Here is a 14,536-nt window from a genome sequence, read left to right as displayed (position 1 = left end):
TGAGACCACTTTTATATTATTGTCACTAATTAAGTAGTTTTTTATTCTTTTCCGTAAAGATAGTCCATTCAACTTCGTAGTCTTTATAATCATCCGGCCACTGTAAAACAGCAATTAAGCGTGTTTGTCTGCCTTTTAAATAGTCCGGTAAATGATTTTTAAACGCATACACTTCTTTTTTTAATCGTGACGATTTTACTTTATGCTCAAGCAGTAAGTTATGCACACTATCGATACGACGCATCGCCAGCTTTTGATTATATTCTTCACTGCCAACATCACTCGTATCACCAATTAAATACAAGCTTGTCTCAGGGTATTTATTTAAAAATGTTGCAATTTCAATCGTACGCTTTGTTTCACTCTCACTTAACGTGCTTTTATCAAAGCCAAAATATATGACACGATATTTTACTTTTGGTCTGCCGGTGAGTTCTGGGCAACCATCGTTATTGATCACTGCATCATTTGGTGTATCTGCACATAAGTCTCGCTCATTAATGACGCCATCTAAATCAATATCGTTTAAATCGCGTGTTTGCTCGGGCTGAGGGTCTTGCTCTGTATAAAGCTCAGGATTAGTAACACAAGCGCTTAAGGAAACGACTAACAACACACCAAAAAACAATTTTTTAAAGGATAAAGTCATGACTATTTCTCCTCTTCTTGCTGGTTATTTGTGTTAATTTTTAACTGCCAAGCTTCGGGGGTATCTACTCGCAACTCTTCAATCAGTTTGCCTGTAGCATTGATTAATCGATAACTGGCAGAGCTTTCTTCAAAAGAGGCATTTAAGAAGTTTTTTCTTGCCGCAAAAAGTTCTATTTTTGAGTCCAGAACATCTAATAAAGAGCGTCTACCTAATACATATTGCTGCATATATCCCTCTTGTGCTTGCGTAGCAAAATCAACATTTTGGCGATAGAATTTCTTTTGCTCGCCAACGAATTTATAAGCATTCCAAGCCAATGTTGTTCCTTCTACGACTTGTTGATACGTATTATCACGAATAGCTTTAGCTTCTTCTTTTCGCCATGCTGCCGCTTCTGTTTTCGCCACTGTTCGACCACCAGAGTACAAGTCGTAACTTACCGACAACATGATACGACCATCATCGTCAGGCCCTTCAAAACCATCGGTATTGTCATCACTGTTGACATCAAGCTGCAAATCTACTTTTGGCCAAAAACTTCCTTCTTCTCGGCTAATTTGTTTGTCTGCAGCGTTAACATCAAAAATCGCGGCTTTAATTTCAGGATGATTTTTCTTAGCCACTTCAATAGCTTGCTCAAGTGAACTTGGCATATAGGTTTTATCTGGTCTAGGCATATGTAACTCTTCAGGATAACTACCCACTAAGTCGTAATACTTTGCTTTTAAATCAAAGTAATTATTCTTTGCTGCCAGTAAACTTGAGTGAGATGTTGCGAGTCTAGATTGAACCTGAGCTACATCAGCAGCACTGCTTAAACCTTTATCCGTTCTATTTTTAATATCAACGAGAATTTTTTTATGATCATCAACATTTTGCTCAGATAACTCGATAATGCCCTTAGTTTTGTATAACTCAATATAAACTTGTGCTATTTCTAAACTTAAATTTTCAGCTTCTGAAGCCAGTGCTTGTTTATCCGCCTTAACTTCAAAATCTAGACGAGCTACGTCTTCTACCGTTTCAAATCCGGAGAACAATGATTGTGTTACCCTCAATCCTAATTCTCGTCGATTTAATTCTGAATCAAAATCACGGCCATTATTCTGCGTGATTTTTTCATAACCTGTTGCGGCGTAGAGTGAAACTTGTGGCAAATAATCACTAAAGACAGCGCGTTTGTCTTTATGCTTGGCCTCAAATCGAGCATATTTTTGCAATAACCTAGGGTTATTTATCATTGCCTGCGCGACTGATTGCTCTAAAGTTAATGCTTCAACTCCTGTGTTACAACCAATCAGTAGTGGAATAATGAGATAATTACGCATTTGTATTTTCCTTGTTACCTTTCTTTCATTGCGTTGGCTTTCGCTCTTAATAGCGGTTTCAGCCAGTAATGTAGTACGGTTTTCTTTCCTGTTAAAATATCAACATTGGCTTGCATACCCGGAATGATCGCTCGGTTAGCTAATGTGTTTTCTTTAGTTTTCACATGCACTTCATAATAGGTAGTACCATCTTCTAGCTGTTGAGCATCAGCACCAACGTAAACAACTTCCCCTATTAATCCACCATAAATGACAAAGTCATAAGCAGTAAATTTGACCATGGCCTTCATACCTTTATGAATAAAGCCTATATCTTGTGGCACCACTTGTGTTTCAACCAGTAACTTATCGTCGAGGGGAACAATTTCCATAATGGCTTGCCCTGGCTCAATCACTTCACCCACAGAGCGAGTGATAATATTTTTAACAGTTCCTGATACTGGCGATATTATTTGCGTTTTATTGACTCTATCTTTTAACGCTTTTGCACTTTCCATCATTTTGGCTTGATTATTTGTGACCTCATCAAGCTCTGCTCTTGCCCGCACTAAATACTCATAGGCGATGGCTTTGCGCTCTTCAAAAATTTGTTGTTTGGCAGAAAGCAATTGCAAGTTAAGGGCTTTAGCTTGCTCAATTTCTCCTTCAATGGTTACTTGCTCTTTTTGTAATTTCAGTAACTCCATTTCGGCAACAGCCCCTTGAGCGACTACTTCCTCGGTCAAGTTTACTTCTCTCGTCAACAGTGCATAGCGCCTAACTAAACTATTAATATGCGCTTTTTGCTCATTAATGGCTTGCTGTTGTTGCTCTTCTGCCTGCCTATTATGAACTAGCTGACCTTTTAACTGAGTTAAACGAGACTCATAGCTATAACCTACTTGCAGCTTTTCTAGCTCTGTTAAATCAGTTTGTTGAAAACTTTGCTGAATAACGATGACCGAGTCTGATTCAATTACTAGGCTTTTAAGCTCTGCTGCCAGCCGTAACTTTTTCAATCTCAGTGATAATTGCTCTTGTGTCGACTCATTTAACGCCGCTGAAAAACGAATATCTTCCAGTAAAATTAATTTCTGACCTTGAGAAACCTGTTCACCTTCAGTCACTAATACCGCTTGTAAAATACCACCGTCTATATTTTCTACACTCTGTACGGCTTGTGCAGGAACGACTTTTCCTTGACCAACAACAGCCTCTTCCAAGGTTGCAAATGTTGCCCAGACTATGGTGATCACTATGGTAAGAAATACCAACCACACCAGCTTTTTCGCTTTATCAGCTGCAGCGACTTGATTGACATATAATTCAGCCATTACTCTTCACCCTGTTTGCTAACAGCTATATTCTTTTCAATATCTTGAGGCTTAACCGTCACAGAGCGTAATTTCTTTCTGGGCATGCCAAATAGCGTTTGCGGAGTTTTTATAGCGACAATTTCTCCTTTTTCAATCACCAGAATTCGGTCACAAATAGCTAATACCGCAGGCTTGTGACTGGCAATCACCATGGTGCTGTTCGAGATGCTCTTTAAACTGTGGATAATCCTACGCTCATTTTTCTCATCCATAGCACTAGTGGGCTCGTCTAAAAACATCAAGCTAGCATTTTTAAGTAAGGCTCTGGCGATCACGACCGCTTGGCGTTGCCCTCCAGATAGGCAACGACCGAATTCCCCCACCTGACTATCCAGTCCAGACTCTAACCTATCAACAAAATCATTAATGCCACTGTGCTTTATCGCTTGTGATAGCGCTTTAGGTGCAATATGTTCACAGCCTTGAACGATATTTTCTAATACCGAGCCATAAGACAAGCTGGGTGTTTGTGCAACCCAAGCCGTATGTTTACGTATCGAGCTGATGGGCCACTGTTTAAGCTCAATATCATCATAAAAGACTTGCCCTTTAGTCGCAGAATACTGGCCCGCCAATATAGATAAAAGTGTCGATTTTCCTGAGCCTGCGCTGCCGTATAAGCCAATTTTTTCACCCGGAATTATTTCTAAATCAATGTTCTTTAATGTTTCTAGCGTCTGATCTGGGTAATTAAATGACAACTTGGCTAAGCGAATATTGCCAGTAACTTCAACAAATTCATCAATGGCCTTTTCATTAATTTCTTGTGGTAATGCTAAGATAGACTTAACCGACTCCATAGCTTGTTCGGTTTGCTTATATTTTAATATAAGTGATGCTATTTGACTGATGGCACTACTTGAGCGACCACTGATCATAACCATGGCAATCAAGGCACCCATGGAAATATTGCCCGCTTGAATTTGATAAACACCCGCGGCAATTAAGCCAATGGTGGTAAATTGCTGCATACTCATGACAATATGCGTTAATGAAGTTGCAATAGTACGTGAACGATTTTGCCAATCAGATAATTGACCTACGGTTTCTTCCCATACTCGCTGACTTTTTCCTTCACTATTACACTGCTTAATTTCTACCATTTGATTAATATACTCAATCAAATACGCTTGCTTTTGAGTGGATAACTTTGAGGCTTCTTCAACACAAACATTGAGTTTATTTTTTAGTAATGCGCCAGCCAATAGAATAACTACCATGGCGGTAATAGGGATCAACACCATAAAACCACCTAGCCAAGCAATTAAAGTTAAAAACAATAACGTGAAGGGTAAATCAATGGCAGAAACCAAGGTTGCAGAAGTTAAAAACTCCCTTACACTATCAAACTCTTGCACTTGTTTAGCATAAGCACCACTGGACTGCGGCCTATTCTCAAGCTTCATGCCGATTACTTTAGAAAACAGTTGAGTTGACACCATAACATCAATTTTTCTGCCAGCAACATCGGCTAGTTGTGTCCGCGCTTGTTTCAGTAAAAAATCAAAAACAACGGCAGCTAAAGCACCAATGGCTAACGCCCACAAAGTATCAATTGCGGCATTAGGTACCACTCGGTCATAAACATTCATAGTAAATAATGGGATTACTAACGCCAAAATATTTACTGCGAATGAGCCTAGTAATAACGCGCCATAATACGGCTTAACTTCTTTGATTAATGGTTTAAGCCAGTGCTGCGCCTTATCGGCAACAAAGTTACCACGAGCTTGCATGAGGTTTTTATTCGACAATAACCAACAGGCTTGTATATTTTTTGCCGCTAATTGCGATAACGTCAATTCAATTTCATTGTTATCTTGTGTTAGGCCTACCACCATAAAACAGTGTGAGTGGTTCTCTTGATTAGATTTTTGTTTTATAAATAGCAATTGCCCATCTTCATCTTGCACAAGTGCAGGTAAAAGTAATTGCGATAAATTGTTTTTTTGTCGGCTAGCATTAATACCTATATTTGCTAAGCCCTGCTCAAGATGTTGTGTGTTTAATTTCCCCTCAGGCAAACCGACACATAACTGTTGCTTCGACATAGGTAAATTATAGAACTTACTAATAACCTGACTTAATTGCACAAAGTTCTGTTGCTCAATAGTTACCATGACTCTGTACCTTGTGTGGCATTGCCCATCTCGGTAAGTATTTCAGCTAAAAATTCATCTTTGACATTACTTGCCCATACATCATCTTGACTTTGACTATCAGCAATTGGCTCATTTGGTTTTGGCTCAGCATTAATACCTGCAACAACATCAACAGTAATAATATGTGTTGCACCATCTTCAGAATCATTATCTAGCGTGGAAAATGGTGTTAGTGTTAAGTCAAAATTATCACCTTCACTAGCGCCAACTACCGATAGGCTAGTAACATCCGCTAAATCCACAATCCAATCACCACCTTGCTGACTACCGTGATTTAAGCTTAACCCCGCCTCTAAACCACTCACTCTTAAATAACCTTCTTCACCAGGCGCAGGGTTTTGTAAGGCGATTTCTAAATTCAATGCAATGTTATCTGACTCTGTTACTGACACATCAGCATAACTTATCCAGCTTGGAGCATCTGCTTCTGGCGATAGTTCGACATCAAAGGCAAATGACTCTAGTGCGCTAAGATCAGAGACAGTACTACCGTTAACTATTGCCGTATCAAGCGTAGCAACATCAACCGAGATATTCAGAGTGCCCCAGGCTAAGTCCCCTAAATGCAAGTCAAAAGAAGAAATATCATTACTGGCAATGGTTAACGTTGCTACATACCCGCCTGAGCCATCAGATAGGAAGCGAGCTTTTTCACCCATCACATCAATACTGGCACGATAAAACAGGTGTACCAAGGCTGAAGCGTCAGAGCTAGCATTAATATTCACCTTGATTTGAATTTGCTCATCACCAAGGGTATCTGTACTTATGGCGCCTAAATCTATGGTAACAATTTCATTTTCATGTCCTGCATAACTCACACTTGGCTCAACAAAAACATTGGCACCATCACCAATCGGGTTCACACCAACAATAAACTCAGCGCTTGTGGTTAAATATTCACCCGGTTCTTCATCTTTAGTAATGGCTTGTAAAGTGAGTGGTATATCACCATTAAAATCTAGAGGTGGAATTAACACTAAGCTAGCCAATTGTGCAGGGGTAACCGTCCAACTGAAGGTAGGTTGACCGGCAAAGCTTCCACCATCGACACCATTATTAGGTACAGGCACGGGTAGTGCACCGCCGTGACCATCCACATCGGTAGCAATAACAGCGCCAGTAGGAACGCCCTGTATGGTAAGAAATAAAGTCTCAGAGCCATCTTGATCGATTAATTGTGCTGATAACGAGGATAAGTCAATGCCAGTATCTTCATCCCCTTCTATAGTTGAGGTCGTTAAATTGGCAGGATCTGTTACCGCATCAACATCGATACTGATGACTTGTGAAAAAGTATCACTAACCGCTAATTCACCACTTAGCATGAGTGCGGTGTCTAAGATACTTCCTGACATTTGTATTCTAAAAACAGCATCACCCGCTAAGTGCTCAATGGGCTGTAAACTCATAAACTCTAATGCTGCCGACATTTGTGTTTGTGTTGTGCCGGTAAATTGCCAGGTATCTGTAGTGCCTGATTTTAAAACAAAGAAGCCGCTTGGATCTATCAGTGTGCCGCCATCTAGTAAAGTAATGGTCAGATTATTATTTACATCCGCATCAATTAAGATACTTTCTTGCCCACCACTTGCAGGTAACACATCTAAATCTAAAAAATTCACCGTTAAATCTAACGACTCAGGCACATCTTCTTGCATTGCGGTATCATTAACCAAAGATATTCCGTCAACAACCGGCGTAATGTCCAACTGTAACAACTGTGAATCATCAATATAGGTATCACCACTTTGGCTATCCGTTGCTATGATGCGGATCGGGATATCAAGTACCCCGGCATAATCTTCGCCAGCTGAACTTAAACTTAAGTTGGCAATAGATGCCTGAGTAAATAGATATTCAAAAACTCTTGTACCACTAGCGTCATGCACAATTTGAACATCACTACCGGTTAATGTTACACCGGTAGGTAAGTCGGCAGCGAGCACTCTAAAACTAATTATGTCATTACCATCACCAGCAATATCGTTATCTAGGTGTCCAGCAAAATTCACCACCTGATCTTCGACACCATCAATAGCGCTCAACTGTAATGTTTGCACTGCGCTGGCAGTTGAATCAGCTGCCCCGACATCAAACTGAACATCAAAATCGGCATAAATAGCATCTTGGTCGGTCTGATCAAGTACATGTCCGGCGACGGTAATTGTGACTGCTCCAGCAGTAGCATCATCACTAATAATAGTAACGCCTGCTAATACATCGACATTTGTTTCCTGCACTGAGTCCGAGGTGAGGTTATTGTCAATTGGAATTAACCAACGACCATCTCCGTCAGGTATAGCGCCGTTTGGATGAGTCACTAACCAACCATCACCATCAGGTAAAATAAGTACCACGTAATCGAGTACTTCAGAGCCATCAATATCCGCATCGGTAAAGCCTACTTGGCCGGTTAGATCAATGGCACTGCCATCAGCACTAACCAAAGGAGTTAGTGGCACAACAAAGCGAGTTAATAAATCCACTTCAGCGTCAATAGTGATATCTATGGTGGTAGAAAAAGTCTCTGGCGCTGAATCCCCTTCATCGGAAGTATCGACAATAGTGTAATCTATGCCTAATTGATAAAAGCCAGAAGCATCTTCGGGTGGAAGCATTGCTAAACGATCACTGTCTAGCAGTTGTGTTAGGGTTAAATTTAGTGAAGCCGCTAAGATGCTAAGGTCCAAACTGCCAAAATATTCTGAACCATCGAGAGTTAAAATAACGCCTGCGGGTATACCAGTAATAACTGCTGCGGTAATCAACTCACTACCATCATCATCGGCGCTAAGTAAGGTTTTAAAATTAATGACTTCTGGCTTATCTTCAAGGCCTTCAGAGCTGGTATTTAATGACGCAGCATTTTCATCAACAACTGGATTTAGTACAACTTCTAATTCGATTGGGAATTCACCGCTATCGCCGTCTGGCTCAGTAGTAATCGCAGTGATTTGTAAATTTATTTTACCGCTAAAATCGGTTTCTGGCTTAACAAATAGCGTTTGCAATTGTGCTGGTGTAACACTATAAACCGGTAAACCTGATTCGATGCCTACTACCTCTAAATTGGCATCATCACCAACACCATCAACTAAGCTAACTCCCTCTGGAAAGCCGGTAATGGTTAAGCTAATAATTTCTGAGTCATCATCATCTGAAGTAATAATTTCAAAGTTTAATGGCACATTATTATCTTCAAAATGAGTAGTTGTGTTAGTAATCGTTAGATTATTCGCGTCAAACGACCAATCAGCACTCGCTGCCATGGTTGGCGCATCAATGACCCCTTGTAAAATAACCGTTAAGGTTTTACTGTCGCTACGATTTTCACCACCTTGCACAGGCACGCCATCGGTAATACTATCAACAGCAACTGCTTGCACATCAATAGTAAAATTGCCGCTGATGGAGCTGATATCCGCTAATGGAATAATCTGTACATTATCGGCAATAATATCGCTAGATAATGCCGACCAAACGCCGCCACCAAGATCCGTAACCACTGCGCCATTTAAACCATTTAATGTCCAGCCTGTAGGCAAGGTTAATTCAAAACTCAAGGTTTCTGAGCCGTCAGTATCACTTAGCTGTCCTGAAATAATCTCATTGGCATTAATAGCAACATCTTCGTCGCTATGAATATTTTTCACAGTCAATTCAGGTTTATCGGCAACGGGTTGTACATTAATTGACACCAACTGCGCGCCATGTTCAATGGTATCGCCATTATCTTGCTCTGTGGCAATGGCAACTACTTCAAATGTCATTAAGCCGGCACTATTTTCAGCGCTAGTAGCCATTAATGTTTCTAATTGCGCTTGAGTGAGAATACTACCTTCCGCTACGGTTTTTGTACCACCATCGGTATAAGTTAAAGTGAGATCTGCATCGATATTTTCAATTCTAAAAGTAAGCAACTCCGAACCGTCACTATCAAATAAGTCTGCTTTTAGCGTTAATGCTACTGAGCCGCCATCTTCTACAATAGAGCCATTAAATGCTGGGTTGTAATCAAAAACCGAGATACCGTTATCCCAAACAGGCATGTCTGCTACCGAATTTATAGAGACATTAATAGTACTAACAACCAGCGGTTTTTGAGTGGTGTCAGCCTCTTCAATTTGTGTACTAATACCAATGGTTACTTGTTGTGAGGCAATAGCATCCGAGGTATTTAGTAATGGTGTAAAGACTAAGTTCCCATTAGGTGTCGCACTACCCTCCGCTAAAATACCCAAGCCATCAGCATGAATTAATAACGCACCAGAAAGAATGTAATCAGTGCCATCATCAGGGACAGGGTTACCATTTAAGGTTAGAGTGCCCCCTTTAAGTGAGGCAATATTGATGCGAATTTCAGTGACGGATTCACCTAAATCAATATCGCCAGGATTAGCCACTAATAATAAAGTGACTGAATCATCTTCATTCATTGTCGGGTCATAGGCAATAATGGTTCCGTCATTATCACGCACATCGATATTTAAAATGTTATTGACACTATCGTTATCTTTATCAACCACCAAATAAGTAAGCTGATCTAGGTAGTGCTCATCAGGATAATCAAATTCATTACTATCAATAACCGTGCTGCCATCGGCGTTAATCGTTATTTCAGCGTATTTTTCTGCGTCTTGGTCATCGATAAGATCGAAAGTAACGCCGTTTAACGCATCAACGATATAATCAACACCTAAATAGGTGACCTGGGTAATGACTGCGCCATCAGCACCCTCATTTTCTTGTGAAAGTAAATCAAGGTTAATGACATCACCTTCTGCGAATGCTGTATCAATAACGGTACCTGTAGGTACATCATCCTGAACGGCAACCGTGACGGTTTGGCTAGCTGATTTATCACCGTCAGCATCCACAGCTTGTACATCAAAATTTAGCCCTAATATATTTTCATCATCGCCATCTGGATGCATTAAGGCCTGTGATTGCTGATAATCATAGGTTCCATCAAGATTAAAACGAATTCTAAACACTTCACTGTTATCATTATCAGCGGTTGCTTTATACCAATTATTAACATCAGGTATGGCAGATAAACTGACATTATCTCCATTGCTAGTAAAGACGCCGCTAAAATTGAAATTATCAGTTAACGTTACGGCAGTGATCTCGTCACTACCCGTCGTTAAGTCATACATACCAATAAAGCCAGTGACACTGGTGTTGTTAACTAAATCCCCTTCATCAAGATAGGCACCAGCATCAGTGAAGTTTAATTCAGGATTTAAACCATCATCAATTTGAACATGCATTTGATCAACAATATGGCTGCCGTCTTGGTCAATTAAAGCGATAGGAATATTGACGATAAGGCTATCTGATTGTGAGGCCAGATGATCAACGGCGCCAAATAAGGTAAATGTGACATTGTTTGTTGCTGGAGGTTGAGCAAAAGTATTAGGTACTTCAACAGTGAAAACTATTGTGCCATCTGCGAGCTTAGCTTCTAACGTGCCGTTGCCAATATTTAGCCAACTAATTACTTGACCATTTTGAGTAAGAGCATCGCCATTACTATCAAGTACTGGTGCGCCATTGACGACATCATAATCAAGGTCAACAATGGTGTCAGTACCTGACTGACTAATAATATCCCCTAAATCAATATTGGTAGCATGACTAAAATCAACAGGGATTTCTGACACTAATAAATCTGGAGTCGCTAGACTAGCACTCTCATCATCAATAATGGTGATATCTAGTGTGGCTTTTGTACTGTCGCCATCGTAATCTTTTACAATAACTTGTAGCGGAATATCACTGCTGATGTTTTGATCTAACGTTTGATATAAAGTGAAACTATAGTTTTCATCAAAGGTGTCATTTTTAGGATTAAAGTTGGTGCCTATTTGCGCGACAAAAATGGGGTTATTAATATCAGAGGTATACCCTGTTAACATGCTGCCATCAGCACTTACTTGATATAGAATGACGTCACCATTGGTAGTCAACTCGGGCTGCTTACCGCTATTAGCGAAGATTACCTCAGTAATGTTGTCTGAGCCAACTAAGGTTGAAATTTCAGCGCTACCAAATTGCGGCCCCGCAACTAGCCGCTCTTCTTCTAAAGTAATATTGCCAATCGTTGCAAACTGCGGGTCATTTCCATCTTGAATGGTAAAGGTAATATCGCCAGAATTTATTACCGTGCCGTCAAGATCTTCACCTGTAACCGCTAAGGTTAAGATAATATTGTCGTCTAAAATATGATCTAGCGGGCGTACTTGTGAGAAATCAATGGTAGCCGTTAAGTCATCGCCATTGTTAACCGCTGAAAGCGCTAGTGAAAAGACATGCACTCCCTGAGATTGAGCATTAATTATTTTGCCATCTGAGCTGGTATACGTTAACTCAATACCATTACTGGTTAATCCCAAACTGGTTAATTGATCAATGACTTGAGTATCAAAAGCAATGGTTTCTGGCATTAACGTATCTGAGCCAGCAATAATATCAAAATCAAAACTCGCGACAGTTGACTCATCGGTATCATGTTCAGCCGTGGTAAAGTCAACATCGTCCATATTGCCGGCTTGGCCATCGTTTATGGTAAAGAAGGCTTTAGCTCGACCAGTACTACCGTCATGATCCAAAATATGATAAACCAAATCAAACGCTTGATGTAGGTTGTTATCTAAGTTATCTGTGGCGACGAATTGCCAGAAGCCATCAGAACTTACGGTTAATTCACCATAACTTAAATTGATTATGCTACTGCCGCCGTCTGGAATGGCATAGTCGTGCCCTTCAACAGTAATTGAGGTGACTTTAAGGGGCCCTTCCGCCGTAAAATCATTACTGGTTAAACTCCCGGTGGATGTTTCATCTTCAATAACGGTGTAATAATCTCTAAAGGCTAATGGCGGAGCATCATAAATATCAATGTAAGCCGGTAAAGTAACGGTTTCACTGGTTCCGTCATCATCAATTTGTGTCGCTTCGATTAAGGCACTAACTTCTAAAAGGTTACCATTATTGGGTTGGTCAACCGCTTCATACACTTTAACTTTCACTTGTGAAAGCAAAATTTCCACCGTCATCACAAGAGCACTATCACCATCACGAGTCACAGATAATGATTGACCATCTGCAGCGAGCGTTACCGTGACAGTTTGACCATCAGAGGTAAGGCTCGCTAAAACGCTTTGATCTGAGCTAAAAGCAACATCGGCATTATCTATGTCTAACGTTTTAGAATCAGTATGAGAGCCTAATAGTGCGACGATTACTTCATAGATAGTACTGGTGCGTAAAACATCAATACTTGGCATATCATCAATGGCGCTATTTCCCGCTAAATCTGTCACCGAGGCCGTTATTTGCCAGTTTTCATCATCTGCTAACCCTGCAATATCAACACCCGTTACTAGCCAGTGACCAGCAACATCAACAACGCCAACAATCTCTTTACTAGTAGTACCGTCTGAAATAGTTAGTATAACTTCTTGACCAACCTCAGCATCCGTTGTGCCTTCAAATTGACTGATATTGTTGGCACGTAATTCAGCGATATTGATACCATTTCCGCCAGTATCTATGTCAATAAACACTGTAGTATCTATGGTGGCAGTATCTGAATTGGTGGCGATATTGCCAGCAATATCAGTAACACTCACCTCTGCGGTAAGTAGACCATCTGCATAGCCACTCACATCGACCGTGGTTGAGTAGGTAAAGTCTGCTTGTACCTCGGCAGTTACTGTATCAGTATCACCATTGGCGTTACTCAGCGTTATTGAGATAATGCGCCCCACTTCAACATGACTTACGGTACCGGTAATTGACACAGGATTAATTTCTGCAGCCAATAAAAATTCATCATCACCTGAATCGATGACTACCGTAACAGCAGCTTGAGTATCTTTTTCTAAGCTGGTACTCGCGGTTGCTGGGTTGCCTGCAACATCGTCAGTACTGACATGATAGGTTATTGTGCCGTCTGCTAAAGAAGAGATATCAATATCCGTCAGACTCCAAGCACCTGCCACCACTTGCGTTGTCAATGTCAGCGTATCAACATCATCCGAAATCGTTAGCGTTACCGTTTGTCCATCTTCTATGTGAGTAACAATGCCTGAAGCATCCACCTGAAGTGACTCAAGATTATTTATAATGTTATCTGTGGTGTCTTGATTACTATCAACAACGATTGTAACTGTTGCTTGGGTATCTTTTTCTTTGACCGTGGTATCGGTGGCGACATTACCAGCAACATCGGTTACGGTAGCCGTAAATTGCAACGAGCCATCTTGTAAGCTAGTTAAATCTTGTTCGCCCACAGTCCAAGTAGAACCTACTACTACTGTTTCAAATACTAAAAGATTAACCCCGTCACTAGCCGAAACAGTTATAACTTGACCATCTTCAACATTACCCACCAAACCAGAGATTAAAACACTCTGCACTTCTAAAGCATTAATAATATCATCAACTTGATCAGCAAAAGTATTAACAAATATGCTTATATCAGCACTTGTATCAATAACTACCTCATCAATGTTCGCTGCGATATTGCCAGCCACATCGGCCACAGTTGCCTCAGCACTTAAAATACCATCTTGATAGCTACTCATATCAATTGTTGCTGACCAGGATAAGTCGTCTTCCACAACAGTGCTAATTGTATTAGTTTCGCCAATACTGTTTAATAAGACTACAGTGACAATTTGACCTGCTTCTACGTTAGATACTGTGCCAGAAATAATAACTGAGCCTAATTCCTCACTAGTGAGAAAGTCATCTACTCCAGAGCCAATATTAATGTCCAAGCTCGCTACAGTATCTTTAACTTTAACCACACTATCACTAGTCACATTTCCTGCTAGATCAGTTACCGTTGCAAAGTAAGTTAAAGGTCCATCATTTAGACTAGTTAAATCATTATCCGTAATACTCCAAATATAACCTTCAACAGATGTTGTAAATTCAAGTGTTGAAATACCGTCACTGACAGTGACTATGACGATTTGTCCATCTTCAACATTATTCGCAATACCTAAAATATCAACATGACTG

At 40.4% G+C, this 14,536-nt stretch carries 5 protein-coding genes; all 5 read right to left on the bottom strand.

The annotated features are described in order from the left end of the window. Positions 1-25: 25 nt before the first annotated feature. On the bottom strand, positions 26-649 hold the full coding sequence (locus tag AC27IF_RS18840) for an OmpA family protein (protein WP_487055897.1): 624 nt from the start codon (positions 647-649) through the stop codon (positions 26-28). A 2-nt stretch (positions 650-651) separates the two neighbouring features. Further along, a complete protein-coding gene (locus AC27IF_RS18835) occupies positions 652-1,980 on the bottom strand; it encodes a TolC family outer membrane protein (RefSeq protein WP_487055896.1) in 1,329 nt (442 codons plus the stop codon). Positions 1,981-1,994: 14 nt separating this feature from the next. Next, on the bottom strand, positions 1,995-3,293 hold the full coding sequence (locus AC27IF_RS18830) for an HlyD family type I secretion periplasmic adaptor subunit (RefSeq protein ID WP_487055895.1): 1,299 nt from the start codon (positions 3,291-3,293) through the stop codon (positions 1,995-1,997). Beyond that, the gene (locus AC27IF_RS18825) at positions 3,293-5,455 is read right to left on the bottom strand and encodes a type I secretion system permease/ATPase (protein ID WP_487055894.1); all 2,163 of its coding nucleotides are present in this window, start codon (positions 5,453-5,455) and stop codon (positions 3,293-3,295) included. The genes AC27IF_RS18830 and AC27IF_RS18825 overlap by 1 nt, the downstream gene beginning before the upstream one ends. Continuing rightward, the coding region (locus tag AC27IF_RS18820; RefSeq protein WP_487055893.1) for a T1SS-143 repeat domain-containing protein at positions 5,449-14,536 on the bottom strand (9,088 nt) is incomplete at its 5' end. The genes AC27IF_RS18820 and AC27IF_RS18825, both read right to left, overlap by 7 nt.

Source organism: Colwellia sp. KS18-150 (assembly GCF_057551365.1).
This window is presented reverse-complemented; position numbering and strand designations above follow the sequence as displayed.

Excerpts from the sequence above, each read along its gene's own strand:
- AC27IF_RS18840 (WP_487055897.1), bottom strand. The coding sequence starts at position 649 with ATGACTTTATCCTTTAAAAAATTGTTTTTTGGTGTGTTGTTAGTCGTT.
- AC27IF_RS18835 (WP_487055896.1), bottom strand. The coding sequence starts at position 1,980 with ATGCGTAATTATCTCATTATTCCACTACTGATTGGTTGTAACACAGGA.
- AC27IF_RS18830 (WP_487055895.1), bottom strand. The coding sequence starts at position 3,293 with ATGGCTGAATTATATGTCAATCAAGTCGCTGCAGCTGATAAAGCGAAA.
- AC27IF_RS18825 (WP_487055894.1), bottom strand. The coding sequence starts at position 5,455 with ATGGTAACTATTGAGCAACAGAACTTTGTGCAATTAAGTCAGGTTATT.